The organism is uncultured Gilvimarinus sp., from assembly GCF_963975215.1.
Lineage (GTDB): Bacteria > Pseudomonadota > Gammaproteobacteria > Pseudomonadales > Cellvibrionaceae > Gilvimarinus.
Window position 1 is genome coordinate 72,084 of record NZ_CAXBFW010000014.1, and the last position, 25,882, is coordinate 97,965.

Consider the following 25,882-nt stretch of genomic DNA (forward strand, 5'->3'; position numbering starts at 1 on the left):
ATAGTAAGCACAGAGGTGATACGTAAATGCAGCAAGTAGTGTTAAATGCCCGCGCCCTGATGGGGGTACTGATGTTGTCTATGGTGGCGCTTACCGCCCGCGCGGCCGCATTGCCGGAGTTTACCGATTTAATTGAAAAGAGCGCGCCGGCGGTGGTGAAAATTACCACCAGTAAAACGGTTAGCAGCGGTGGTCCAAGCCTCGACCAACTGCAGGATCTGCCCGAGGCCTACCGCCATTTGTTTCCTCAGCCCAGCCCGCGCGAACGTCATGCGCAGTCTATGGGCTCTGGTTTTATCATCAGTCAAGACGGCTATATTCTGACCAATAACCATGTGGTGGATTCGGCCGATGAAATTAATGTGCGCTTGTTTGATAAGCGCGAACTGCTGGCCAAGGTAATTGGGGTCGATCCGCTGTCGGATTTGGCGCTGCTTAAAGTGGATGCTGAAGATCTCCCGACTCTGAGCCTGGCAACCAACGATGATTTAAAAGTCGGTCAGTGGGTGGTGGCGATTGGCTCGCCGTTTGGGCTGGATTACTCGGCCAGCGCCGGCATTGTCAGTGCCATGGGCCGCTCTATTCACGCTAACGACAGCCAGTACGTGCCTTTTATTCAAACCGATGTGGCAATTAACCCGGGTAATTCCGGCGGCCCATTGTTTAATTTAAAAGGTGAAGTGGTTGGGATTAACTCGCAAATTTACAGTCGCTCGGGTGGTTCAAACGGTTTGTCGTTTTCGATTCCCGCCGATGTTGCCTCCGAGGTTGTTGCGCAGCTGATGGACAAAGGCTCGGTGCAGCGCGGTTGGTTAGGCGTGGCCATTACCGATGTCAGCCGGGATGTGGCGATTTCGTTTGGCCTGTCAAAGCCTATCGGCGCGCTTGTTAATGATGTAGAGCCGGGCAGTCCGGCGGAAGAGGCCGGCATTAAGCCCAGCGATATTATCGTCGCCTTTGACGGTACCGAGGTGTTGGACTCGGGCGTGCTGCCACAATTGGTGGGCCGCATGGCACCGGGCAGTGAGCTTGAGCTAACGGTAATGCGCGGCGGCAAAAGAAAGACGCTGGATGTGACACTGGGCGAGCGTGAAAGCGACCCTGAGGCCGTGGCCAGTGTGGGCGGGCGCAATGGTGATGTTAGCGGCGTCGATCGCCTTGGGCTGAAACTTGAGGATTTATCCGAGCAGTACCGCGAGCGCTCGAATCTGGATGGTGGTGTCTTGGTGCGTCAGGTCGAGCCCAACTCGGCCGCGGCGGCCACGGGTTTGCGCCCCGGCGATGTGATTGTTCAGCTAGGCTACGATGAAGTGCAAAGCCTGGATGAGTACCGCGATTTGGTGAAGGAGCTGGATGAAGACAAGCTGGTGCCCATTCGCTTTTACCGCCGCGGTCAGTCGATGATTCGCACCATTAAAATCGAGACCGACGACTAATGATTGTTTGAATAAGTGGTGTAATTAAAAAGAGGCAGCTTAGGCTGCCTCTTTTTTTGTCTGCCGATCGCCGGTATGCCCTGTGGGCGAGCGTGGCTCTGGGTTATACTGCGCGCAACAATCGATGGTCGAATTGAGACGAGGTCAAAACGTGGAGCGCAATCGCTTATTTTGGGGTAGCCGGCGGGGTATGCTGGAGCTGGATTTAATTCTGCTGCCGTTTTTAGAGAATGTGTACCCGAGCCTGGAGCCCGAGGACAAGCTACGCTATCAGCAGCTGCTAGAATGCGAAGATCAGGATATGTTTGCCTGGCTGCTGCACCGCCACGAGCCCGAAAACCCCGAGCTGCAAAGGATTGTTCAAATTGTTCGCGATAACACCGGCATGCCCGACGACGCCTAACCGCCCCGCTTTACGGCGGGCTGAACCACTTATGTTGGTTGTCAGCCCGTCCCGCTACCTGCGTTATTTTTACCTTGCCACTTACGGCGCGCTAATACTTTTATTTCTTGGGTTAACAAGCTTGGGCGGTGGTTATGGCGCATTGGCGCTGGCGGTAAGTGGGCTGGTAAGCTTGCTGTTGTTAGCCCATTTGCGTTGGCAGCGCGCCCAGCATTGGCGTATCCAATACGACGCCGACGGCTGGTGGATAGGCCGGGTGGGCCGCGAGCTAACACCGGCCCGACTGGCCGGTGGAGTTAGGCTGTGGCGTGCGGTTGTATTTTTGAGCTTTGCCGATGAGCGCGGTTTGCATCACTTAGTGTTGTGCCCAGACAGCGCCCCCGCCGCCGATTTACGCCAGCTGCGGGTGTGGTTGGTTACCCATCGGAGCGTTTGCTAACAATAATGTCTTGCCCTGCAAAGTTGGTGGGCACCAGCATGGTGTCGCGCGCAATTGGGCTCTGCTCCGGGTGATCCAGCGAGTAGTGTAGGCCCCGGCTCTCTTTACGCTCCATGGCCGAGCGGATAATCAGCTCGGCTACTGTGGTTAAGTTGCGCAGCTCAATGAGATCGCCGCTGACCTTGTAGTTGCTGTAGTACTCGGCGATTTCTTTTTGCAGCAGTTTAATGCGGTGGGTGGCGCGCTCTAGCCTTTTGTGGGTGCGCACAATACCCACATAGTCCCACATAAAGCGTCGCAGCTCGTCCCAGTTGTGCGAGATCACCACGTCTTCGTCAGAGTTGGTGACCCGGCTTTCATCCCAGTTGGGCGAGCGGTCCGGCTCGTTTAAATCGGCCATTTTTAACAGAATATGCTCGGCCGCCGACTGAGCGTACACGATGCACTCCAGCAGCGAGTTAGAGGCCATGCGGTTGGCCCCGTGCAAGCCGGTAAAGGAGGTCTCGCCAATGGCGTATAGATTTTGCAAATCGGTTTGGCCGTTGCGATCGACCACCACGCCGCCACAGGTATAGTGGGCGGCCGGTACGACGGGTATCGGGTCGCGGGTGATGTCGATGCCGTATTCCAGACAGCGCGCCTTGACCGTGGGGAAGTGCTCGGCGATAAATGCCTCGGACTTGTGCGAGATGTCGAGATATACGCAGTCGCAGCCCAGGCGCTTGATCTCGTGGTCAATGGCGCGGGCGACGATGTCGCGTGGGGCGAGCTCGGCGCGCTCGTCAAAGCGCGGCATAAAGCGCTCGCCGTTGGGCAGCTTTAAATAGGCCCCTTCGCCGCGCAGGGCCTCGGTAATCAAAAAGGTCTTTGCCTTGGGGTGGTACAGGCAGGTGGGGTGAAACTGATTAAATTCCATGTTGGCCACCCGGCAACCGGCGCGCCACGCCATGGCGATACCGTCGCCACTGGCGCTGTCTGGGTTGCTGGTGTAGAGGTACACTTTGCTGGCGCCGCCGGTGGCTAACACCACAACCTTGGCCTGAAACACGTGCACATGGTCCGCTTTGCGCGATAGGGCATATGCGCCGCTGCAGCGCAGCTTGCGCGAGTCGGCATCGGCTTGGCTGATCAGGTTGAGCGCGACATGGTGCTCGTAAATCTCAATCGAGGGGTGGCTGCGCACCCGGTCAATAAGTGTGCTGTGCACCGCCTGACCGGTAGCATCGGCGCTGTGAATAATACGCCGGTGGCTGTGACCGCCCTCTTGGGTTAGGTGATAGCCACTGGAGTCTTGTTCGCGGGTAAAATTGACGCCCTGATTAATGAGCCATTTTATGGCGCCCCGGGAGCGCTCGACGGTAAAGCGCACGGCGTCTTCATGGCACAGGCCGGAGCCCGCTACCAAGGTGTCGGCCACGTGGGCATCCACCGAGTCCTGATCATCGAGGACGGCGGCAATACCGCCCTGGGCAAACCAGGTAGAGCCCTCGTTAATCGCGCTTTTGCTCAGTACCGCTACGCGGGCGTGATCGGCCAGTTGCAGTGCCAGCGTCAATCCCGCCGCGCCCGAGCCGATGATAAGCACATCGTGACTATAGTGTTGGTTCATAGTGTGGTCTTTGCTCCCAGAAGAGGGGCAGTATATCAAGGCTGCGGGGTTTTTGGGTGAGTGTATGGCCTGCCTCACAGCGCCGGCAGGGTAAGTCGTTAGTGTACGCAGTTATAAACACGTATAATCAACGCGGAACTTCTTATAGTGGCCTTTGGTCTATTGGGCACTAAATTCGACACTGCCGGATCCGTTTGAGGCAGTGCTATATAATGGCGACGTAACGGGCGCTATCGGCGTCGCACGACCAGGCCAAAGCCGGCATCGGTTTGGCGGGTTGATCTTGCGCACAGTTTTGTATGCCACTTCGCGCGAGCGGGGTGTTTTGGGGGTTAGACGATGACAGCGCAATCTGCGCCGGATACAGATCAACAGTTAGTCGAGCGCGTGCAAAAAGGCGATAAGCGCGCGTTTGATCTTCTGGTGGTGAAGTACCAACACAAGATATTTTCTATTATTGGTCGTTATATCCGTGACCACGCCGAGGTGCAGGACGTCGCTCAGGATGCGTTTATCAAGGCCTACCGTGCGCTGGGAAACTTTCGTGGCGAGAGTGCCTTTTATACCTGGTTGTACCGCATCGCGATCAATACGGCCAAAAACCATTTGGTGTCGCGCTCGCGCCGTCCGCCGTCGTCGGACGTGGAGGTGGACGATGCCGAGTACTATTCAGGCTCCGATTTATTAAAGGATGCCGACACGCCGGAAAGCAATCTTCTGTGCGATGAGATCAAAGCAGCCGTGGATGAAGCCATCTCGGGCTTGCCCGAGGATCTGCGCTCGGCGGTAACGCTGCGCGAGATGGAGGGGTTAAGCTACGAAGATATCGCCGCGATTATGGATTGCCCGGTGGGCACGGTGCGCTCGCGCATCTTCCGTGCGCGGGAGGCGATTGATAAGCGCATTGCCCCGCTGTTGGATCGGGCCGAATAAAAAATAGTGCGAACCTGAATCTTGGCTGAACCTTTTACCAAAAGCTGTGTCAGACACGGTAAGAAGGATGTAAATCTTTGTAATCTCGGCCGGCGTGGGGTATGTTTAGCATCCCTAATACGTTGTACTCGGCGAGCTTGGTTGTCACCCAATTGGCCCTTCGTTGGGCATATATATAGGTAAACGCGAGCATGACAGAGCAGTCTTTAGATACCCAGTTGGCGGAATCGTTATCGGCTCTATCGGATAACGAGGCGTCCGAGCTAGAACTAGCTCGAATTCTTAAAGCCAGCGAGGGCGACGCGCTCCGCGCTAAGTGGTCCCGCTATCAGGTAGCCCGTTCCGCCATGCGTGGCGACTTACCGTCTGAGCTGGCCCCGGCGGGCTTTGCCGACCGGTTAAGTGCCGCACTGGCGGACGAACAGGCTCCGCAAGTAGATTCCACGCAGGCTACATCTAGCAATCAAGGTTCTGGCCTGTCCCGTTGGTGGCTGGGCTTGGGCCGGGTAGCGGTAGCTGCGTCGGTAACAGGGGCCGTGGTTATCGGCGCCCAGCTTTATCAAGCCGGTGATGCAGATCCTGGTGTGAACACCATGACCGCCGGTGCCGAGCCAAAAACCATCAGTGCGCCCGATAACTCGCTGCCCATCGGCTACGGTGCTCCTGCACTGCCAGCGCAGCAAGTAAGTGCCGCCGTAGGTGGCTATCAGCCCCAGCGCACCCGACAGGTAGTGTTTGAGCCTCGTCGTGCGGATGTTAAAGTGTCTAACGAGCAAATTCGTGCTTATTTAAATCAGCTGGTCGAAGAGCACGCCGATCACGCCGCGGTTAATAGCGCTCAGGGTATGCTGCCTTATGCGCGAGTTCCTTTAATCGAAGAAGAGTAGTGTATGTCGCACCGTCGGTTCGCCGGCTTCGTGCTGTTACTGTTAAGCCCGCTAGGGTTTGCCCAGGTTCAGAACGAGAGCACCTCCCCAGAGCCGCCCCAGGCGGTAACTCCTAACAATGCAGAGGCAGTTTCTACCCGCGAGCTGCCTGACCAAGACGGCGATCCTGTGCCTGATGCCGGGCTTGATGCTGGCGCCCATCAGCTACCCTCGGTGCGCGAGCTGCTTGAGCGTATGTCCGAGCGCCAGCAAAGCCTGAATTATAAAGGCACCTTCACTTACCAAAACAATGCCGGCACCGAAAGCTTTCAGCTGCAACACTGGGTGGATGAAGGAACCGAGCACCAACGCCTGTACTATCTAAATGGCCCCGAGCGCGAAGCCGTGATGCGCCATACTGCTCAGTGTCAGACACTGGCCGAGCGTTTAATTGCCGGTAAGCTAGGTGGCCTGGCGGATAACTTTACCAGCCTTGACCGTCTGTACAGTTTCTCTGTGCGTGGCGTTGAGCGGGTGGCCGGGCGTTTAGCGACGGTTTTGCAAGTGGTGCCGCGCGACGCCTTCCGCTTTGGTTATTTGTTTAGTGTCGATCGTGAAACCGGATTGCTGTTAAAGACTTTGTTGGTGGATGAAAATCAGCGCGTGGTCGAGCAGTTTCAGTTTATCGATTTGCAAACTGGCCTTACGGCGGCGGACTTTGTCAGCGATCGCGAGGCCAGTATTACCCACAATGTAGACGCCGATGAGGTTTCCGGGTGCCAACAGCCATTGGCTGTTGCGCCATCTGAGTGGGCGTTGCATTGGTTGCCTGCCGGTTTTGCTTTTTCCGGTCAGCGGGTTGTGCACACCGATATGCATATGCTGATGTATACCGATGGCCTGTCGACCTTTTCGATTTTTCTCGATCCGGTTGAGGGCAAGCTTGTGATAGAGGGGCGTGCCCAACGTGGTGCCACCAATTTTTATATGCAGGGGCTGACCCGTGAGGGGCAGACCTATCAGGTTACGGTGGTAGGAGAAATTCCACTGGCGGTCGCCGAGAAAATGGCGCAGTCTATAGGTTCTTCTGATTCTAATCCGACGCTTCCCGGAGGCTAATCATGCTGATTGAAGCCGGTACTATTGTGGCTATTGAGCCAGACGGCCTGTGGGTTGAGACGATTCAGCGCTCGACCTGTGGCAGTTGTGCGGCGCAAAAAGGCTGCGGCCAAAGCTTATTGGCGAAGCTGGCCGGGCACACCAGTTATCTGTGGGTCTCTTTGGCCGGTCGTCGTGCGGATGATTACCGAATTGGCGAAGAGATTAAGCTAGGCGTGCCGGAAGAAGTAGTCGCCAATGGCTCACTGATTGTTTATTTTACGCCGCTGCTGAGTATGCTTGCGGCCACCATCGTTGCTCACTATGCGCACGCCGGTGAGGGTGGTACTGCGCTGGCGGCCATCGCCGGTTTAATTGTGGGTGGTGCGTTGGTGCGCTGGCATGCCTTTAAACACCGACACGACAGCCGTTTACAGCCGGTGTTGGTGGATGATCGTCAAATCGTACAGTTGGTGTAGTACGCCGCCCTTTGTGGCGCCCAGCTTACACGCCTAGTTACCTCAACAGGCCGGCTCGATACGCAGGTTTGACGGCCCCGAGCCCGGCAGTGTGACACCCGGCACCTGCTGCCATAATTTGCGGCTAAGCGCCTCCAGGTCTGTTGCCCCGTCCTTGCAAATCCATTGCACGATAGCATCTGATACATCTGGGTAGTGAATGGCTTCGGGCATCGGGAGCTTCAGCCACTGCTCAATTACGCCCCGCTCTAAGGGTGAGGCGATGGTGGCATAACCCAGTTGCTCCAGTGCCAACGCATTAGATTGTTGCTCCATTTGCCGCACTACCGGTTCGGCCAGAATTTTTTTGCCTAAGCCTAGCGCCTCGCTGGGCAGCTCAAAGCCCGCGCTGCAAATTACGCCTTCACAGCTGTGTAAATGATCCTGAAAGCCGCGGCGTGAAAACGGTCGCAGGTGCAGGTGGCCGCGATCAATCGGCTGCTCCAGCTTGTGATAAATATAGAAATCCACGCCCTGAATCGGCTCCAGCAACGCGACAATATCATCGAGCTCGGCGAACGGTAGATACACTAAAATTCGCCCCGGAACAACACTCACCGGGTGGCTTGATGGCTCCACAATCGGCGGCAGCAGCGGTTGATTAAAGTGATGCCAGTGAACCCCTATTGGTGTGCTACAGGGGGCAAAGCTGCGCATAAATAGGTCGGTAAACAAATTATTGGCCCGCTTGGGGATGGGCGATAAAAACGAACTCTGGTGCGATACCCCCAGGCTGCGTACACCGGCACGTTTGGCCGCCCAGGCACTCACCGGTTCAAAATCGCTAATCACTAAATCGTACTGCTGACAGTCGAGTGCGCGAGTGTCCCGGTATAGCTGCCACAAATCGCTTTTGAGCAGGGTTTTGGTCATGTTGACCTTGCCCTTATAGGTTTGCAGCGTCATTCCTTTAAACAGCTGATAGTCGCCGAAGGCGTCCATATCAAAAAAATCGTTGCGGGCTCTGCCAGAGAATAGCCAATCGACCTCGACCTGGTGTCGTGCAAATGCCCGGGCCATAGAGCGGGCGCGGGTTAAGTGACCGTTACCTGTGCCTTGTACGCCGTACAGAATTCTCACCCAACCACTCCCGTATACAGCAGGCCGCCCAAGATGGCGCAACCTGTACCCAAAAGGGCTCCGGCTAGTATGTCGGTGGGGAAGTGCACCCCTAACAATACCCGGGATACCCCTATTAAAGTTGCCATAACATACGCCGGAACGGCGAATAACGGGTAAAACGTCAGCACTAAAAAGGCAAATACAAACGCCGCGGCGGTGTGCCCGGAGGGAAAGCTAAATTGATCCGACGGGGTAAACCATCCCTCGTAGATATCAATGGCGGCGGCCGGTCGGTCGCGCTTGATCAGGTTTTTAAGCAGTAGGTACAGGCTGACATCAAGTAGATAACAGGTTAGCCCCATGTACAGGAATGTTTCACTGCGTGGTACATCGAAGGCTACTAAGCCCAGGGCTATCAAGGTGTACAGCGGGCCGTCGCCGCAGCGCGAAATCCAGCGCACGGTGCGCCGGTAGGGGAATTTTCTGGTTACGTGCAGCCAGACAAATGCGAGGGTATCGATCTGGTGGACTCTTTGCAAAAAAGCATTCATAGTTTCACCCGTTTTCGCTGATCTGTTTGGGTTGGCTAAGAGATACCACCGGACTGTGACGTTCGTGTGACACAGTGAAGGAGTTTTATTGCATGAATAAGCCCGGCAAGCGCGGTTTTACACGCTTGAAGCACGCCACCGTATACTCTCTGCAAGGTTTGGCCGCCGCTTGGCGGTATGAGGCGGCATTTCGGTTAGAAGTTGTATTAACCCTGTTAGGGCTGCCATTGGCATGGTGGCTGGCACAGACGCATATTGAGTTGATCTTACTGGTATCGAGCTTATTTTGGGTGCTGGTGGCCGAGCTGGTTAACTCGGCGGTTGAGGCCGTGGTCGACCGCACTGGCTCTGAGCTACACGAGCTGTCGGGCCGGGCTAAAGATATTGCCTCGGCGGTAGTGATGGTGAGTTTGGCGGTTTGTATCTTTGTTTGGGCCGTGATTGCCTGGCACCGCTTTATGGCCTGATTTATTCAGCGGCGCGCTTTTATGCATTGATCCACCTCGCTGTCATTTCTCCCACCGGCGATCTATGCTGTTGGAAGGGTATGACATTGCAACGTGGATGACTTATGAAGGATCTAATTAGTGCCGTTAGCGCCGTGCGCTGCGCGAGCGTTGTTATGGTTGCGGCCGCTGCGCTGTTTATGGTCGGCTGCAGTGATAACTCGGAACAACTTGCCAGCACCCCTCCACCGGCGGTTGCGGTATATGAGGTGCGCAGTAAGCCTGTGGGAACCTATCGCGAGTTTGTGGCCCGCACCGAAGCGTCAAAAAAAGTCGATTTAAAAGCGCGGGTTGAGGGTGAACTAATGGCCCGGCACTTTGTTGAAGGGGCGTTGGTGAATGCCGGGCAGTTGTTGTTTGAGATTGACGACGCCCCGTATTTGGCGGCGCTTCAGAGCGCCGAGGCCGAGCTTGAGCGGGCAACCAGCGAGGTCGACCGCACCGAGAAAGAGCTGGCGCGCGGTATTCAGCTGGCCCCCGATGGCTATTTAAGTCAGCAGGATCTCGATAAATTAAAAGCGGCCGCCAGTCAGGCTAAGTCCGCGTTAAAGGCCGCTGAATCGAGCCTTGAGAAAAACCGTATTAACCTCAGCTACACACGTGTGACCGCCCCATTTGCCGGGTTAGTTGGTAAGGCGCGATACAACGTGGGTGAAATCGTCGGCCCCTCCAGCGAGCCCCTGGCAAACCTGAGTGCCTCCGACCCTATCTTTGTCAATTTTCAGCTCGAAGAGAGTGCCTATATTTCGTATTTACAGCGACGTCAGGGAGGCAGCAATGCCGAGCTGGAATCGCCGGTTGATATAGCGCTGCGACTGCCTAACGGTGAGCTGTATGACGCCCCCGGCAAGCTCACTTTTGCCGATACAAAAATTGACCCCACCATGGGGGCCGTTAATTTACGCGCAGAGTTTGATAATAGCGAAGGCCTGATTGTCCCCGGTTTGTATGTCACGGTCTTGGCTGAGGGGCGTGAAAAGCAAACCCTGCCGGTAATCCCGCAGGCTGCCGTGCAGTCGGGGCAAGATGGCTATTCGGTGTTGGTGGTTGGCCGGGACAATAAAGTGGCGCAGCGAATAATCCAGCTGGGGCGTCGACTGGGACCTATGTGGGCGGTTTTGGGTGGTTTGGAGGCGGGCGAGCAAATTATTATCGACGGCCTGCAAAAAGTGCGCGCTGGTATTACCGTCGTGCCCACCCTGCGTGAAGTCGACCCTGTGACCGGCGCCATTACCGACGGACCTCAATAGCCGCAGCGAAGGAAGCCGCCATGATAAGCCGGACGTTTATTCATCGCCCCAAGTTTGCCTTTGTGATCTCTATCGTGATTACTTTGGTGGGGCTGCTTGCCCTTACCGTGTTGCCGGTTAATATGTACCCGCGGCTTACGCCACTTAAAGTTAAAGTGTCGGCCGTCTTTCCGGGGGCCAGCGCGCAAATTGTTGAAGAGTCGGTGTTGCGCCCGCTGGAAGAGAAAATCAACGGTGTCGAGGGAATGATATACATTGAATCGTCAGCCAATAATAATGGCTCGGCGACTATCACCATTACGTTTGCCACCGGTATCGATATTGATATGGCGCAGGTGAATGTGCAAAACCGGGTGGCGTTGGCCGAACCTTTTTTACCTGAAGAGGTGAACCGTCAGGGGGTGACCGTACGCAAGCAGGCCACCGATATGTTGCTCGGCATTAATTTGGTCGCCAAGCCCGGCTACGAGCACATGGATGGGTTGTACCTTAGTAACTACGCCACCAATAATTTAATCGAGCCTTTGGCCCGGGTGCCTGGTGTGGCCAGTGTCAATGTGATGGGCGATAAGTCGTATGCGATGCGCTTGTGGCTTAACCCCGATCGCATGAGTGCACTTAATATTACCGTCGGCGATGTGACCAATGCGTTGCGTGAGCAAAACCTGATTGTCGCGGCGGGCAAATTGGGGCAGAGCCCGGCCCCAAATACTCAGCAGTTTGAGTACAGCATTCAGGCGCAGGGGAGGCTGGTAAAGGTTAAGGATTTCGGCAATATTATTTTGCGTGCCGATGGCGACGGTGCCCTCGTGAGGGTTAAAGATATCGCGCGGGTTGAGCTGGGCTCAAAAAGTTACGGTACCGAGTCGCGGCTCAATAACCGCGAAACTGCCTTTACGGTTATCTATCAATTGCCTGAGGCCAATGCAACCTCGGTGGCAAAAAATGCCCGCCAGATGATGGCAGAGCTGGGCCGCGCTTTGCCGGATGGGCTTGAGTACGAGATTATTTTCGACTCGACGCGTTTTATTGAGCGCTCCATTAAAGAGGTCGTCATGACCCTCGTCCAGGCGGTTTTTTTAGTGATCGCTGTGGTGTTTGTGTTTTTACAAAATTGGCGCGCGACCTTAATTCCGTCAATTGCCATTCCCGTATCGTTGATTGGCACTTTCGCCTGCATGTTAGCGCTTGGCTACTCTATTAATACCATTACCTTGTTCGGGTTGGTGCTGGCTATTGGGGTAGTGGTAGACGATGCGATTATCGTGATTGAGAATGTCGAGCGCATCTTAAGCGAAGAGCGTTGCAGTGTGCGTGAGGCAACGTTAAAAAGTATGGGGCAGGTGACGGCCCCGATTATTGCCACCACATTGGTGTTACTGGCGGTGTTTGTGCCGGTGGGTTTTATGCCGGGTATTACCGGCGAATTATACAAACAATTCTCTGTGACCATTTCTTGTGCGGTTCTTATTTCATCCATTAATGCCTTAACGTTAAGTCCGGCATTGTGCGTGGTGCTGTTAAAGCCTGAAAACAAACCCATGGGTTTTATGAAGCCCCTGGAAAAGGGCTTGCAGACGTTGACGGCGGGGTATCAAAAAGTGGTGGGAGCCTTTTTGAAGCGCGCCGGGCGTACAGGGATTGCCGTGGTGTTGCTGTTTGTGGCACTGGGTTGGTTGGCGATAACGGTACCCGGAGGGTTTGTCCCCGAAGAAGATCAGGGCTACTTGTTTGTCGATGTTCAGTTGCCAGATGCCGCCTCAAGCAATCGCAGTGAACGGTTGCTGGAAAAAATTACCGAGATGACCCTGAAGCAACCCGGCGTGAGTGATTTTATCTCGATAGCCGGCTTTAGCCTGTTGGCCGGCGCCGGCTCTAATAATGGTTTTGGTATTGTTGTGTTAGATGACTGGGATGAGCGCACCGACCCGGGGCAAAGCATCAGGGCGTTACTGCAACAGTTGCAGGGCGTTTATTGGGCCATTCCCGAAGCGCGGGTTATGGTGTTTAATTTGCCGGCCATTCCGGGGCTCGGTGCGTCCAGTGGTTTTGAGTTTCAGCTGCAGGATACCGCTGGCCGCACCCCCGAGGAGTTGGCCCACGCGCTAAACGGGCTGGTGTATAAGGCCAATAGCGATGCCGAGCTCAATCAGGTATTTAGCACCTATCGCGCCAATGTACCGCAGTATTTTTTATCGGTCGATCGTAATAAAGCCAAGGCGCAGGGGGTGGCGATAGGGGATATCTTTACCACCTTGCAGGCCCATCTTGGGTCACTCTATGTGAATGACTTTAATCAGTTTTCGCGCACCTACCGGGTGATGCTCCAGGCCGATAGCCAGTATCGCTTAGCACCGGAGGATTTACGCCATTACTCTGTGCGCAACGCCGCCGGTGAGATGGTGCCTTTGATAACACTGGCAAGTTTGTCGCCGGTACAGGGCCCTACCAGTATTAGCCATTTTAATTTGTACCGCTCGGCCACGGTCAGTGGTGAAGCGGCTGCTGGGTTAAGTTCTGCTCAGGCGATTGCGGCGATGAGCCGTGTGGCTGAGTCATTGCCCGACGGCTTTTCTTATGAGTGGTCGGGGCAATCCCGTCAGGAGATTGAGGCGGGCAACTTAGCTCCAATGCTGTTTGCGTTGGCGCTGTTGTTTGTCTATTTGTTTTTGGTGGCCCTGTACGAGAGTTGGGCGATTCCACTCGCGGTACTACTGGCTGTACCTGTGTCACTGTTTGGTGCTTTTTTCACTCTGCAGCTGGCCGGGTTGGCTAACAATGTCTACGCCCAAATTGGTATGGTGCTACTGATTGGCATGTCGGCCAAGACGGCTATTTTGATTGTCGAGTTTGCCATGGAGCAGCGCCGCGAAGGCAAATCAATTTTTGACTCGGCTTATGTGGCCGCGCACTTACGGTTTCGGGCTGTGCTGATGACTGCGCTGTCATTTGTGCTCGGTGTGCTGCCTCTGATCTTTTCTTCGGGTGCCGGTGCCGGTGCCCGTATCTCTCTTGGCTTTACCGTGTTTGGCGGTATGCTGGCAGCCTCAGTACTGGGGCCATTGTTAATACCACTGTTTTACTGGGCGGTTCAGCATATACGCGAGCGCATCAGTGGCCCGGAAAAATCCGGCCAAGCCAGTGTTTAAATGAGCCAGAGTCATTTGGGGTTGCCCGGCCCCGCCACTTGATATGGCCCTAACGGCTTGTGCTGTAGATTTACAGTTCCTTACCTGTTGTGTGTGTAACTTCTCGTTCCCGCCCGTAGAATAGCTTTACTACTAATAATGCCCAGCAATAGTGGGTGTAGCCATGGAGTGCCTCTGTGCCCAATACGATGTCGATTGTTAAACGCTGCTACTTGCTGCTGGTTGTTGTCACCTTAGGGGGCATTGCCGGTTGCAGTGACGATGCTAAATTACAGCCCGGCCAAGGCGGTGCAAAAGCGCGCCCGGTTATTGCGGCAAAAGTCGCTGTCAGCGCCGAGCAAGTTAACGTTGAGGCGGTGGGCACTTCGCGGGCATTGCAGTCGGTTGCCATTCGTTCGCGCGCGGCAGGTCAGGTGACCGAGGTGAATATTAGCCCGGGGCAGCCGGTCGCCAAAGGCGAGGTGCTACTGCGTTTGGACGAGCGCGATGAGGCTTTGGCGCTGCGCAATGCCGAAGTGGAGCTGGCCGATGCCGAGCGTTTGCTCGCCCGCTACCGGCAGACTAAAGGCAGTGGCGCGGTCACTGAGTCGGCCCTGGACGATGCCGAAAGTACTGTGGCGCGGGCGCAAATTGCTGTCGATCGCGCCCGTGTTGATTTGGAATACCAAAAAGTGGTGGCCCCCTTTGCCGGCTACGTTGGCTTAAGCGATATCGATCCGGGTGCGTGGGTTGATACCGATACGGTCATTACCACGATCGACGATCGCAGTATCCTGTTAGTGACTTTTGAGTTACCTGAATTGCTATTGGGGCAAGTGCAGCCCGGTCAGGAAATAGCGCTGTCCACCTGGCGTACGGATTCGGTGGTGGCCAAAGGCAAAGTGGTGACTATCGATAGCCGGGTCGACGAGAGCGAGCGAACCTTTAAAGTCCGCGCTCATGTAAACAATAGTGCCGACCGGCTGCGCCCGGGCATGAGCTTTCGCATCGGCCTTACGTTAACCGGCAACGAGTACTTCCTGGTGCCGGAGGTATCCCTGCAGTGGGGCGCGCGCGGTTCATTTGTCTGGACCATTAAAGACGGTGTCGCGCAGCGGGAGCTGGCAACAATTGTGCAGCGCCGCGCCGGGCGGGTATTGGTCAGTGGCTCGTTGCAAGAGGGCAGCCTGGTCGTGCTCGAAGGTATCCAGATGGTTCGTGAGGGACAGCCGGTTACGGTGGCCGAGGTGCGCGAACTTGAGGTTCGGGAACAATCGCCCGAGTCACAGCCTGCGGGTCAGGCCCCGGATGCAGGCCGCGATGCTGCCGATGACTCTACCTCTGATAACGAGGTGAGCGGTGAGTAATACCCCCGAATCACTTCACAAAGAAGATCTGGCAAGCCTAAGTATTCGGCGCCCGATTTTAATTCTGGTACTTAACTTATTGATTGCTATTGCGGGCCTGGCGGCGGTAATGGCGGTTGAGGTGCGGGAGCTGCCGGACGTCGATCGGCCGGTCGTCTCGGTGCGGGGTGTTTACCCAGGCGCCTCGCCTGAAACCATGGACGCTGAGGTCACCAGCATCGTTGAAGGGGCGGTGGCCCGGGTGTCGGGGATACGCAATATTCGCTCCTCCAGCGAAGAGAATAATTTTCGCCTGCATGTCGAGTTTTCACCCGATGCCGATTTAAACAGTGCTGCCTCGGACGTGCGCGAAGCGGTGAGTCGGGTCGAGCGTGATTTACCTCCCGATATGGAGTCGTTGACCGTTGTTAAAGCCGACCCCGACGCTAACCCCATTATTAATTTAGCGCTGGTGAGCGAAAAACTGGATGAGTTGCAGTTGACGCGCCGCGCCGAGAAAGACCTGATCCCCGAGTTAGTCTCTATCGATGGCGTGGCCGACGTGGTTTTGTTTGGCCAGCGACAAAAGATATTGCGAGTGGTGATGGATCCTATCCGTTTGGCGAGCTTTGGTCTGGGGGTGACCGATGTCGCCGACGCTTTGCGCCAGGCGCCATTCGATGTGCCCTCGGGCAGTTTTCGTTCCGGCGATTTAGAGCTGCTGGTGCGCGCCGATGCGTCGGCGGTGACTGAGCGCGAGTTACAGGGCATTGTTATTGAAGGCACCACCCGCCTGGCGGATGTCGCCCAGGTGTTTTTTGCACCGGAAGATGCTGAATCTTATGTGCGGCTCGATGGTTTACCCGTCGTGGGTATGGGAGTGGTACGTCAGTCGCAGTCTAACACCTTGGATATTGCCGAGCGTGTGCACTTGGCAGTGGACCGTTTAAACGAGCGCTTCACCGATTTTGATTTAGTGGTTACCGAAGACAGCTCTAAGTTTATTAAAGGCTCCATGAGCGAAGTATTATTCAGCTTGCTGCTGACGGTCACTATTGTGATTATCACCATCTGGTTGTTTATTGGCTCGCTGCGGGTGACTTTGATTCCCAGTGTGGCCATCCCTGTGGCACTGATTGGTACGGTTGCCGCTATCTGGGCCATGGGTTTTTCCCTGAATATTCTGACGTTGCTCGCGTTAGTGTTGGCCACAGGTCTGGTGGTGGATGACGCTATTGTGGTGCTCGAGAATATCCAGCGTCGCCGTCATCAGGGGTTGGGTGCCCGGGCCGCCGCTGTGCTGGGTACCCGTCAGGTGTTTTTTGCGGTAATCGCCACCACCGCGGTGCTGGTGTCGGTGTTTGTGCCGGTGGCTATGCTGCCGAGTACGGCCGGGCGTTTATTTCGTGAGTTTGGTTTTGTGCTGGCGTTTGCCGTGGGTATCTCATCGTTTGTGGCGCTGTCGTTAGTGCCCGCGATGGCTGCGCGAATTGTGCCCGAACGCAACGATAAAGCGCACCCGGTGCGTGATCGTTTACAGCGTTTTGGCGGCCGTGTCGCCGATAAGTATTCGCGCGCGCTGGGCTTTGTGCTTAAACATAGCGTTATTGCCGCCGCCGTGGCACTGTTGGCGCTCGTGGGTTGCGGCTTGTTATACCAGTTTATCCCGCAAGAGCTGTTGCCCGAGGAAGATCGCGGCGTTATCTATGTCGATGCTACCGGCCCAGACGGCACCGGGCTTGAGTATACCGAGCGTCAGGTCAACGCCATGGAGGCTCGCGTTCAGCCGCTGCTCGACTCTGGTGAGGCGACTCAGCTGTTCTCGATTGTGGGGCGCTACGACCCCAACCGCGGCCGGGTGATTTTGCCTCTGGCGGACTGGGAAGCCCGCAGCCGCACTCAGCAAGAGATGATGGAGCAGCTACAGGGTCCGTTAAGTGAAATCCCGGGCGCGTTTGTTAGGGTGTCCAGTACCAACAGCCTCGGCTTGTGGAATGGGGGCGGTGGTGTCGATATCGCCCTGGTGGGCAGTGATTACGATGATATTTTTGTCGCCGCTGAACATTTTGCCCGGGCGATTGAAGAACAGTTGCCGCACCTGTCGCAGCCGGATATTCAGTTTCAGCCGACGCAACCGCAGTTGTCCGTTACCATTGACCGGCGCCGGGCGTCTGATTTAAATATTCCCCTGGAGAATATCTCTGCCACGCTGCGTGCCATGGTTGATGGCTATGATTTGGTAGATTTGAGTGTTGAAGACGAGGCAATCCCGATTATTCTGGAGTCCTCCGGCAACCAAATTAATGATCCGGGCGACTTGGTTAATTTGTTTGTCAGTACCCGGGACGGTCGCCTGCTGCCGCTCTCAACCGTTGTTACGTTAAGTGAACAAGCGGTTGCCGCCGAGCTGGACCGACATAAGCAACGCCGTGCGATTGAAATTGATATGAATCTCGACAGCGGCTATCCGCTACAGTCGGCGGTTAATGATTTGCGCGGCTTGGCCGAGCGCGAGCTGCCACCGGGTATTGGTATCATCTTTTTAGGCGAAGCCGAAACGCTGGACGAGACTGCGCACGAGGTCACCATGACGTATGTCATTGCGTTAGTGGTTGTGTTTTTGGTGTTGTGCGCGCAGTTTGAGAGTTTTACCAGCGCTTTGATTGTGATGATAACCGTGCCCTTTGGGATCGCGGCCGCGATCGTCGCTCTATTGTTAACTGGCACCAGTATTAATATTTACTCGCAAATTGGCCTGGTGATGTTGATTGGCTTGATGGCTAAAAATGGCATCTTGTTGGTGGAGTTCGCCGATCAGCTACGCGATCAGGGGCGCTCGGTGCTGCAGGCCGTGCAAACCGCCGCTGCGGTGCGCCTGCGCCCTATTGTTATGACGATGATGTCCACTGTGCTGGGCGGTTTGCCGCTGATACTAAGCGCCGGCCCGGGTGCCGAGGCACGGCGCGCCATTGGCTGGGTGGTGTTTGGCGGGCTGGGCTTAGCTGCAGTTTTCACCTTGTTTTTAACACCGGTAGTTTACTTATTGGTGGCGCGTTGGTCTAAGGCACGGGCAGAGGAGGGGCTAAAGTTGGAGTCAGAGCTGGATGCTGCCGCCGACATTCCTGACGATCACGGGGAGTACCGCTAAGCTTGCTTGCGGTACAATGCCCGCTGCATTTTGAGTGGAGTAACCCATGAACCCTGTACAAAACAGCATTGAGGCTACCTTGAACGAGGTGTTTGCCCCGGCGTATCTGGCCGTCGTTAACGAGAGCCATATGCACAGCGTGCCGCCCAACTCGGAAACCCACTTTAAAGTAACCTTGGTGAGTGAGGCGTTGGCCGGTAAACGTCAGGTGCAGCGCCATCAGCTGGTTTATGGTGCGTTGGCCGAGCAACTGAAAGGGCCAGTGCATGCGCTGGCGCTGCATACCTTTAGCCCCGATGAGTGGGCCCGAGAACAACAAGTGCCCGATTCGCCGCACTGTTTGGGTGGTGGCAAGCATTAACAACGCTAAATTTGCGCTAAATTTGTCCTGAATCAAAGCCGGGGCAAAAATACTGGCTGTACAAAAAACAAGCGGTTATAATGCCCGCGTTTTCAATTCGTCCGCTCCGGGCTTGCTTTTAGGTAAATGTTTTTCTTATGAATCAGTATGTTGTCGCTGCGTTGTACAAATTTGTTGAGCTTCCCGACTACGAGGCTATTAGCACCGGGCTAAAAGCCGAGTGCGATCGGTTGGGTATTAAAGGCACCTTGCTGTTGGCCGCCGAAGGCATTAACGGCACAGTGTCTGGTTCGCGCGCAGCGATTGACGCTTTACTGAGTTACCTGCACAGCGATTCGCGTTTTGCCGATCTTGAGCACAAAGAGTCGCTGTACGACGATCAGCCGTTTTACCGCATGAAGGTCAAGTTGAAAAAAGAGATCGTCACCATGGGGGTGGAGGGTATCGATCCTAAACAGATCGTGGGTACCTACGTAAAGCCCACCGAGTGGAATGCCCTGATCAGCGACCCCGAGGTGCTGGTGGTCGATACCCGCAATCATTACGAGTATGCCATTGGCAGTTTTGAGCGTGCAGTTGACCCCGAGACCGAAACGTTTCGCGAGTTCCCGGCCTATGTGAAAGAAAACCTCGACCCGGCGCAACACAAGAAAGTGGCTATGTTTTGCACCGGAGGCATTCGTTGCGAGAAAGCCACCGCCTATATGAAAGAGCAGGGCTTTGATGAGGTGTATCACCTGCAAGGCGGCATTTTAAAATATCTGGAAGACGTGCCCGCCGAAGAGAGCCTGTGGCGCGGTGAGTGCTTTGTATTTGATAATCGTGTGGCGGTTAATCACGATCTGGAGCGCGGCTCGTTTGATCAGTGCTACGGTTGTCGGCACCCCATTACCGAAGAGGAAATGGCATCAGAGCTTTACATGAAAGGCGTTTGTTGCCCGCGCTGTCACCACAGCTTAACCGATGAGCAGAAAACCCGGTTTGCCGAGCGGCAAAAGCAAATCGAGTTGGCAAACGCCCGCAATGAAGTTCATTTAGGGGCCGAGCCACCGGCACGCCAAAAGCGCAATGCGGGCTAATTGAAAGACGTACGAGGCCCCAAGTGCTTCAGGGCCGGACAAAAACTCTAGTGTGATTGTCGCGAAAATGTCACAATTGCCCGATACCCTCTTCCATCCCCCAGATGCACCCTGTCTCTGGTGGGGGTTTATCTGTAGCAGAATAGGTCAAGACAATGGACTTTGAATCCTGGGACGTGGACTTGGCGGCCGGTGAAGCGCGCCATGCATCCGGTTGTATCATCCGAGTTGAGGGCGATCCGCGCAACCCGTCGTCTGTCGACCCGAGTCACTTTCCCAAAACATTAAATTTTATCGATCAGGCCCGGCTGTTGCGCTGTGGTGTTGAGGCGTTAGCCAATGCCGCCGCTGAGGGAGGCTTTTCGGCGCCGCGCGAGCGCGACGACAGTGCCAGCGTTAAAGTCAAAAGTCGCACAGTGCGTGATCTGGAGCAAAAGGCTAAAATGTTTGCTGATAATCCGGATAAACCCAAGCGCGCCGTGCTGTCGTTGAAAAAGCGCGAGCCCGCCAGCGATTAAACCGCCAGCGATAACCCTGTGTATGAGCGCTTAAGTCAGCGAATAACCAACTGGCCGCGCAGTTGCAGGTTGGTTTTGTGTTGATCCAGAGTGCTGAGCATTTGGTCAAAGTCCTGCTCGGCGATATCCAGGCCATTGGTCACGATCACTTCCTGGCTGCCGTTGTAGACTAAACCGTTTAGCTCTGCGGTGACTTTATCGATAGCGGCAAATATGTTTTTGGTGGTCTCGGCATTGTAAAACACCCGCCCCTGTCCGGTTAGACGAAGGTAGTCGTCGCACTCGGTTAACCACTCTTTGCGTTGCTCCAGCATTTTGCGAATGTTATTCATGCCACCTTTGTGGCCTGTGGGCAAACGCTCGTTGCGGTATTTTTCCAGGCTGGCGTAGTCGCGCAGCAGAAAGTCGACACTGGTGGTTTCGCAAAACTTCGCGTTAAGGTAACTGGGAAACTCGACATTGTGCTCTTCCATGGCTTGCTGACGCTTGCAGTCCTCGTCGCACGCATTGACCTGATTGCCGAGCAGCGCGAAAAGCATCAAAACCGACGGTAGTAACAAGTTTTTCATAAGACGGCCTTTCTGTTTATCATTTTTGTTATGACGATCACACTTTTGGTATAAAGGAGATTGTTGCTTAGGTCAAGCCTTGTCGGCAAATCAGTGCGTTTTTATAGGGCATTGGTTTTATATTTTAGTCATCTATTCACTTTTGTTTTAAAGGCGGTCTTACGCGCCGAGGGCTTTGCCCACCAACTGCTGCAAGTGAGGCGCTAAGTCGATCTGCAAGGCGTGCTCATGGCCCTTCTCGGACATCTTGTTCCAGGTTTTGCGGATAATGTCGATCAGCTTTTCGTCGCTGTGCTTGGTGGCAAAGTCCTCCAGATAGTAGCGGATAAACACCAGACAAATCACATCTTCCAGCGCCTGTACTTCGGCATCCCGCTTTAGCTGTTTTTTTTGCAGCATGGTGGCCACCTGCTCGCAACTCGCGTCGCTGTAGCCGTGCTCGCGCATAATGGCGCTGGCGCGTTGGGCGTGATGCTGGCCCAGTGTTACCCGCCAGCGTTTGTAACCGGCGCGATCCATGGGGTAATCGGCCCGGGGAATAATCCAGCGTTCAATATGCTGTGCCCGCGCTGCCAGTTGCAGCTCGTCACTTGCTTCGGGGACAAATTGTGCAAGCTCGGCACTCATGCGTTGAGCGTAGAGTAGCTCTTTGGGGTGGGATTTTCCCTCCCGGTCTTGCTCTAGGTTGGGGTCTTTAGAGTTTGCGGCGTCGAACGCTTGCAGTGTGGCGGTTAATGGGTTGGTTTGGCCGGTCATGGTGTAATTCCTAACATTTAATCGGTTTGGGCGTAATGGTGAAGCAGCTCCGGGTCAGTCACTTTGAGCTGTTTGCCCGAGCTGTGCAAGACACCCAGTTTTTGTAATTGGCTAAAGGTGCGGCTCACGGTTTCGAGTGTCAGCCCTAAAAAATTAGCGATGTCGCCGCGGCTCATAGGCAAAGTGATGTCGGTGGCAGAAAACTGCTGGCGGTGCTGTCGGGTCGATAAGCCCAGCACAAACGTGGCGACCCGGGTTTGCGCCGAGGCGCTGCCCATCAGGCGTAATTGATGTTGCTCGTGAACAATTTCGCGGCTGAGCAGTTGCAGCAGGTTGCGCTGCAGCCCCGGCACCTGACTGCCAAGTTGCTCCAGCTGGTTGAAAGGCAACTTACACACCGAGCTGGTTTGCAGCACTTGAGCGCTATTGCTGTGGCGGTTTTCGGCCGGGCCGTCGAGCCCGGCAATGTCACCCGGCAGGTAAAATCCGGTTATTTGCTCGCGCCCTTTGCTGTCACACGTGTAGGTTTTAAGGGCGCCGGCACGCACGGCGTAAATAGCGGTAAAAGGGTCGCCGGCGCGATACAGCATCTCGCCCGCCTGCAGCGGCTGGCGGCGCTGGACAATGGCGTCGAGTTGATTGATGTCCTCAAGGCTTAGGCTTAAAGGCAGGCAAACGGACTTAAGTCGGCAATTGTTGCAATGTGAGCGCGAGCACAGCGCCTGTGCGGATCGAGCGAGGGAAGTGTGTCCCATACTGGCGCAACCTGATAGTCGTTTGAGGTGCCGCTATATTACGCCATCCGCGCGTGCGTTTTAACCCCGCGCGTTACAAGCTTTGTGCCTTTACAGCCACTAAATAGGCGGTTTATAGTAAGTTTCTCAAACTTGCAAAGATTAGCGTGTTTGAGCTTTCTATGGAGCATAATCCGGCCTGGGCCGGCAAAAGGTTATTGTTATGTCAAAAAGTACCGGTGTGGTTAAGTGGTTCAATGAGTCCAAAGGGTTTGGTTTTATTGAGGGCGAAGGTGGTCAGGATGTGTTTGTGCACTTCTCGGCGATCGTCGGCTCTGGCTTTAAAACCCTGACCGAAGGCCAAAAAGTTACCTTTGAAGTAACACAGGGGCAAAAAGGCCCACAGGCTGAAAATGTAACGCCCGAATAAGAAATACAGTATTCCTTAAAATAGCGCCCTTTATGGGCGCTTTTTTATGCCTGCCAAAATACCGTTAAGGTTTACTTAAGCGCTCTGTGTTTAGTTTGACTTGGTACAGCTCGGACCAGTGTTTGCCGGTTAGCCAGAAGCTATCGTCCCGGGCATCGTAGGCAATGCCGTTGGTGACGGCGTTAGGGTCCGGGTTGCGGGCTCGCTCGCGCTGCGCCAGCCTGGAAACGTCCACCACTGCCACGACTTGGCCATTTGTAGGGTCGATAGCAATAATGTCGTTGCTGAACCAGATGTTGGCCCAGATGAGCCCGTGAGCAAATTCCAGCTCATTAATACGCTTAACCGGGACGCCGCTGCGGGTGACTTGTAACCGCCTGTCGATGGCCAGTGTGGTGGGATCGTGAAAGTACAGAGTAGCGCTACCATCGGAGCGTATCAGGTGTTTGCCATTGTTGCTTAGGCCCCAGCCTTCACCCTGGTAGGTGCCGCGACTGAGAAGCTTGCCGCTGCTGAGGGCAAAGCGCCACAGGGTTTGCTCGCGCCAGCTAAGCAAATAGACGGTATCCCCGAGCACGGTAAGCCCCTCGGCAAAGTAGTTATTGGGCAGTACCTGTTGCCATGACGACTTAGCCTTTGGTGTTTGCGGTACCTTACTAAGTGGCCGGTTAACGAGTTTGGATTTACCGTATAGCCCGCTGCTTTGCAGTAATTGCCCCTGATGTATTTCTAGCCCCTGAGTAAAATAGCGTGAGTCTAAGGGCCGAGTTTGCAGTAAGGTATAGCTCAGCGTCGCGGGCTCAAGTGCATCGGCAAGTGCCGGCGGTACAAAGGCGAGCAACGCCAGTAGCAGATAAGGCCGGCGAGCGGGCCGGGATAAATTGTTTGCCCCGTGGCGATTGGCCATAATGGCCGACCTGGCTGTTATTAATAGTTTACTAAGGTTCACTTATGTCTCGCGTTCGTTCGTTTTTGGTACTCACTTTGCTGGGTGGTTTGGCGGTAGTGTTGCCAATGACCATTTTTGTGTTTTTACTGCACTGGCTGGCGGGTATTTTGGGCAAAGCCATCGACCCGCTCAGCCGCTGGTTGGCCAACTATATCACCGTCGGTGAACACAGTGCGGATGTGCTGAGTTTAGCGCTGGTGTTATCCGTGTGCTTTGCCATTGGGTTGTTGGTTAAAACGGGCGTAGGGCGCTGGATTCACAGTAAGCTGGATGCGTTGTTCTCTCGTTTAGCGCCGGGCTACAGCACCATTCGCGAGATGGTGACTCAGGTGATGGGCGGTGAGGGCAACGCCTCACTGCTTAACGGCAAGGTGTGCCGCGCTTATATTATGGGCGCTACCAGCCCGGTATCGGTTACCGGGATTGTGACTGCCGAGCACACATCGGGTGAGTACACCGTGTATGTGCCTACCGCGCCCATCCCCACTTCGGGGTTTGTCTACCATTTGCCGGCCGATTGCGTAGTTTTGCTGCCCGAGGTAACGGTCGAGGCCGCGATGCGCACGGTGGTTGCCTGTGGCAGTGGCTCGCAGATTATATTGCCGCAGCCGGCTAGCGCCCCCGAATAAGGTCCCGCAACGCAAAGCGCGCCGGATGCAGCGCGTGCGCAAGGTCGGCATCCAGTGGCGCGCCATCACGGTTAATAATATCGCACAATAACTGCGCGCTGATGGGGGCGTAAGCCAGGCCGCGTGAGCCGTGCCCACAATTGACATACAAACCGTCGTGGTAGCTCGGCTGTGTGTTGATTACGGCTTTGGCGTTGCGGCTTAACTCCGCAAAGTCGTGTTTGAGCGCTGCGTAATCCGGCACCGGGCCGACCACGGGTAGGTAATCGGGGGTGGTACACCGAAATGCCGCGCGCCCGTCTGTGATTTGCTCCACGCCCGGATCGCCAAACAGCTCTGTCACACTCTGCCCGAGCTCCGCCAGATGTTGCAGGTTGCGCTGGTGGTCTTCGCAGTTCACGGCGAGGTCGTGCTCCCCTAAATTAAAGGTTGCCCCCAGGCTGTGGCTACCCTTGTTGGCCGGTGCTAAATAGCCGTGGCTACACAGGGCGGTCTTGAGCTTTTGGCTGGCGCTAGTGGCCGCAAGAGCACTGATTTGACCGCGTATTGGTTTCAGCGGTAGCGGTTGCAACTGTGCCAGCTCGGCGCTGCGCTCGGCGCAGGCAACCACGGCAATGGTGGCGCTGGCAACGGTGTGGTCTTGCGCGGTTAGGGCGTGCCAGTGGCCCTCTTGTTGAGTTAACCGGGCGACAGTCTCGCCACAGCGCAATTGGATATTGGCATGATCGAGCAGCCAGCGACACACATAGCGCGGGTCGAGCCAGCCGCAGTTGGCAAAGTACAGGCCGGATTGTTCCAGTGCGATACCGCTGAGTGAGGTTGCCTCGGCGGCGCTAACGGCCTTTACTAACGTGTTCGGGTAGTGGAGCGCAGCCACAACCTGCTGTTGCGCGGCGGTTTGTTTTTCGGTGTCGGCCAGTTGCAGTAGCCCACAGCGTTTGCCAGCCTCGGGGTGATTCCGCCACAGGCTTTGATAGTGACGCTGGGCGTACATCAGCGCGTGCAAGTTAAACAGGGGCAAGGTTTCGCGCCGGTGGCTTAGGCGGGCGTACAGCAGGCCCTGCGCATTGCCCGAGCCGCCGCTGGCGGGAGAATCCTGCTCAATGACGGTTACCTTCCAGCCGGATTCGGCCAGTGCCCGCGCGCTATGACAGCCGGCTAACCCCGCACCGATGACCAGTGCCGTTTTCGGCCCCGCTGCATGGGTGGCGCGCTGTTGAAAACCTGCCGTGCGAGAGGGCGAGGTATTGGCCCCAGTTGGCTCCGCTCTGCTTGCCGTTATCATTTCTCGTTTGCGACCAAAGCCGGGTACTTTGCGGACCGTAAACCCCGCACTCAGCAAGCCGCGTTTTACCACGCCGGCCGCGCTAAAGGTGGCGGCGGTGGTGTGGCGACCCGATAGCGCGGCGATGCTGGCAAACAGTTCATCGCTCCACATGCCGGGATTTTTACTGGGGGCAAAACCGTCTAAAAGCCAGGCATCGACTCTGGGTTGTATATTGGCGTCGGGGCTCGCGTGATTGGGCCAAAGAAGCGAGTTAAAACCGGCGGCGGCTTCATCGAT

Annotated in this window: 25 protein-coding genes; 17 read left to right on the forward strand and 8 right to left on the reverse strand. The window is 55.5% G+C overall.

The features are described 5' to 3' along the window. Nucleotides 1-26 precede the first annotated feature (26 nt). The 3 genes from AAC019_RS10805 to AAC019_RS10815 all read left to right on the forward strand — a co-directional run bounded on the left by AAC019_RS10805 (nt 27) and on the right by AAC019_RS10815 (nt 2,278). Nucleotides 27-1,436, forward strand: coding sequence for a DegQ family serine endoprotease (locus AAC019_RS10805; RefSeq protein WP_339898871.1), 1,410 nt, complete (start codon nt 27-29; stop codon nt 1,434-1,436). Between the two features lie 151 nt (nt 1,437-1,587). Next, a complete protein-coding gene (locus AAC019_RS10810) occupies nt 1,588-1,839 on the forward strand; it encodes a succinate dehydrogenase assembly factor 2 (protein WP_198144065.1) in 252 nt (83 codons plus the stop codon). A 31-nt stretch (nt 1,840-1,870) separates the two neighbouring features. Further along, nucleotides 1,871-2,278: a protein YgfX gene (locus tag AAC019_RS10815; protein ID WP_339898873.1), complete on the forward strand. Its 408-nt coding sequence runs from the start codon at nt 1,871-1,873 to the stop codon at nt 2,276-2,278. Here AAC019_RS10815 and nadB read toward each other — a convergent pair. Then, entirely contained in the window at nt 2,256-3,887 is a 1,632-nt protein-coding gene (gene nadB / locus AAC019_RS10820) for an L-aspartate oxidase (RefSeq protein WP_339898875.1), read from the reverse strand. The genes AAC019_RS10815 and nadB overlap by 23 nt on opposite strands. A 339-nt stretch (nt 3,888-4,226) precedes the next feature. Here nadB and rpoE point away from each other — a divergent pair, with 339 nt between their 5' ends. The 4 genes from rpoE (at nt 4,227) to AAC019_RS10840 (ending at nt 7,263) form a co-directional block, all read left to right on the forward strand. After that, complete coding sequence (gene rpoE / locus AAC019_RS10825) at nt 4,227-4,820, forward strand: RNA polymerase sigma factor RpoE (RefSeq protein WP_041522600.1); 594 nt, start codon at nt 4,227-4,229, stop codon at nt 4,818-4,820. A 191-nt stretch (nt 4,821-5,011) separates the two neighbouring features. Beyond that, nucleotides 5,012-5,707 carry an RseA family anti-sigma factor gene (locus tag AAC019_RS10830; RefSeq protein WP_339898877.1) on the forward strand — a complete coding sequence of 232 codons (696 nt, stop codon included), beginning with the start codon at nt 5,012-5,014 and terminating at the stop codon, nt 5,705-5,707. 3 nt (nt 5,708-5,710) lie between these two features. Further along, nucleotides 5,711-6,805 (forward strand): MucB/RseB C-terminal domain-containing protein, encoded by a 1,095-nt coding sequence (locus AAC019_RS10835; RefSeq protein WP_339898879.1) that lies wholly within the window; start codon nt 5,711-5,713, stop codon nt 6,803-6,805. A gap of 2 nt (nt 6,806-6,807) precedes the next feature. Beyond that, entirely contained in the window at nt 6,808-7,263 is a 456-nt protein-coding gene (locus AAC019_RS10840) for a SoxR reducing system RseC family protein (RefSeq protein ID WP_339898880.1), read from the forward strand. Nucleotides 7,264-7,305: 42 nt separating this feature from the next. Here the strand turns inward: AAC019_RS10840 and AAC019_RS10845 are convergent, their stop codons facing one another. Continuing rightward, the gene (locus AAC019_RS10845) at nt 7,306-8,382 is read right to left on the reverse strand and encodes an MJ1255/VC2487 family glycosyltransferase (protein ID WP_339898881.1); all 1,077 of its coding nucleotides are present in this window, start codon (nt 8,380-8,382) and stop codon (nt 7,306-7,308) included. Continuing rightward, nucleotides 8,379-8,915, reverse strand: a complete 537-nt coding sequence (locus AAC019_RS10850) for a phosphatase PAP2 family protein (RefSeq protein WP_339898882.1) — start codon at nt 8,913-8,915, stop codon at nt 8,379-8,381. The genes AAC019_RS10845 and AAC019_RS10850 overlap by 4 nt, the downstream gene beginning before the upstream one ends. A gap of 92 nt (nt 8,916-9,007) precedes the next feature. Between AAC019_RS10850 and AAC019_RS10855 the strand changes: the two genes are divergently transcribed. From AAC019_RS10855 to AAC019_RS10890, 8 genes are all read left to right on the forward strand, one after another. Further along, on the forward strand, nt 9,008-9,382 hold the full coding sequence (locus AAC019_RS10855; protein ID WP_339898884.1) for a diacylglycerol kinase: 375 nt from the start codon (nt 9,008-9,010) through the stop codon (nt 9,380-9,382). A gap of 104 nt (nt 9,383-9,486) precedes the next feature. Further along, nucleotides 9,487-10,671, forward strand: coding sequence for an efflux RND transporter periplasmic adaptor subunit (locus AAC019_RS10860; RefSeq protein WP_339898885.1), 1,185 nt, complete (start codon nt 9,487-9,489; stop codon nt 10,669-10,671). Nucleotides 10,672-10,691: 20 nt separating this feature from the next. Then, nucleotides 10,692-13,820 carry a multidrug efflux RND transporter permease subunit gene (locus tag AAC019_RS10865; RefSeq protein WP_339898886.1) on the forward strand — a complete coding sequence of 1,043 codons (3,129 nt, stop codon included), beginning with the start codon at nt 10,692-10,694 and terminating at the stop codon, nt 13,818-13,820. A 176-nt stretch (nt 13,821-13,996) separates the two neighbouring features. Then, nucleotides 13,997-15,166, forward strand: coding sequence for an efflux RND transporter periplasmic adaptor subunit (locus tag AAC019_RS10870; RefSeq protein ID WP_339898887.1), 1,170 nt, complete (start codon nt 13,997-13,999; stop codon nt 15,164-15,166). After that, nucleotides 15,159-18,293, forward strand: a complete 3,135-nt coding sequence (locus AAC019_RS10875) for an efflux RND transporter permease subunit (RefSeq protein ID WP_339898889.1) — start codon at nt 15,159-15,161, stop codon at nt 18,291-18,293. Before AAC019_RS10870 ends, AAC019_RS10875 begins: the two co-directional genes overlap by 8 nt. A gap of 46 nt (nt 18,294-18,339) precedes the next feature. Next, nucleotides 18,340-18,654 (forward strand): BolA/IbaG family iron-sulfur metabolism protein, encoded by a 315-nt coding sequence (locus AAC019_RS10880; RefSeq protein WP_339898891.1) that lies wholly within the window; start codon nt 18,340-18,342, stop codon nt 18,652-18,654. Between the two features lie 137 nt (nt 18,655-18,791). Then, nucleotides 18,792-19,733 carry a rhodanese-related sulfurtransferase gene (locus AAC019_RS10885; RefSeq protein ID WP_339898892.1) on the forward strand — a complete coding sequence of 314 codons (942 nt, stop codon included), beginning with the start codon at nt 18,792-18,794 and terminating at the stop codon, nt 19,731-19,733. Between the two features lie 155 nt (nt 19,734-19,888). Continuing rightward, nucleotides 19,889-20,251 carry a hypothetical protein gene (locus AAC019_RS10890; protein ID WP_339898893.1) on the forward strand — a complete coding sequence of 121 codons (363 nt, stop codon included), beginning with the start codon at nt 19,889-19,891 and terminating at the stop codon, nt 20,249-20,251. Nucleotides 20,252-20,286: 35 nt separating this feature from the next. On the opposite strand, the gene AAC019_RS10895 is transcribed toward AAC019_RS10890, so the two are convergent. The 3 genes from AAC019_RS10895 to fnr form a co-directional block, all read right to left on the reverse strand. Beyond that, nucleotides 20,287-20,820, reverse strand: coding sequence for a hypothetical protein (locus AAC019_RS10895; RefSeq protein WP_339898894.1), 534 nt, complete (start codon nt 20,818-20,820; stop codon nt 20,287-20,289). A gap of 159 nt (nt 20,821-20,979) precedes the next feature. Continuing rightward, nucleotides 20,980-21,576 carry a DUF4202 domain-containing protein gene (locus AAC019_RS10900; RefSeq protein WP_339898895.1) on the reverse strand — a complete coding sequence of 199 codons (597 nt, stop codon included), beginning with the start codon at nt 21,574-21,576 and terminating at the stop codon, nt 20,980-20,982. 17 nt (nt 21,577-21,593) lie between these two features. Beyond that, nucleotides 21,594-22,331 carry a fumarate/nitrate reduction transcriptional regulator Fnr gene (gene fnr, locus AAC019_RS10905; RefSeq protein ID WP_339898896.1) on the reverse strand — a complete coding sequence of 246 codons (738 nt, stop codon included), beginning with the start codon at nt 22,329-22,331 and terminating at the stop codon, nt 21,594-21,596. A 202-nt stretch (nt 22,332-22,533) separates the two neighbouring features. On the opposite strand from fnr, the gene AAC019_RS10910 reads away from it, so the two are divergent. Next, on the forward strand, nt 22,534-22,740 hold the full coding sequence (locus tag AAC019_RS10910; protein ID WP_041522612.1) for a cold-shock protein: 207 nt from the start codon (nt 22,534-22,536) through the stop codon (nt 22,738-22,740). Nucleotides 22,741-22,804: 64 nt separating this feature from the next. Here the strand turns inward: AAC019_RS10910 and AAC019_RS10915 are convergent, their stop codons facing one another. Then, complete coding sequence (locus tag AAC019_RS10915; RefSeq protein WP_339898897.1) at nt 22,805-23,647, reverse strand: glutaminyl-peptide cyclotransferase; 843 nt, start codon at nt 23,645-23,647, stop codon at nt 22,805-22,807. 44 nt (nt 23,648-23,691) lie between these two features. Between AAC019_RS10915 and AAC019_RS10920 the strand changes: the two genes are divergently transcribed. Next, nucleotides 23,692-24,318 (forward strand): DUF502 domain-containing protein, encoded by a 627-nt coding sequence (locus AAC019_RS10920; protein ID WP_339898898.1) that lies wholly within the window; start codon nt 23,692-23,694, stop codon nt 24,316-24,318. Here the strand turns inward: AAC019_RS10920 and mnmC are convergent. After that, nucleotides 24,302-25,882 (reverse strand): bifunctional tRNA (5-methylaminomethyl-2-thiouridine)(34)-methyltransferase MnmD/FAD-dependent 5-carboxymethylaminomethyl-2-thiouridine(34) oxidoreductase MnmC (gene mnmC, locus AAC019_RS10925; protein ID WP_339898899.1); only part of this gene is annotated, 1,581 nt, incomplete at its 5' end. The two genes, AAC019_RS10920 and mnmC, sit on opposite strands and share 17 nt — an antisense overlap.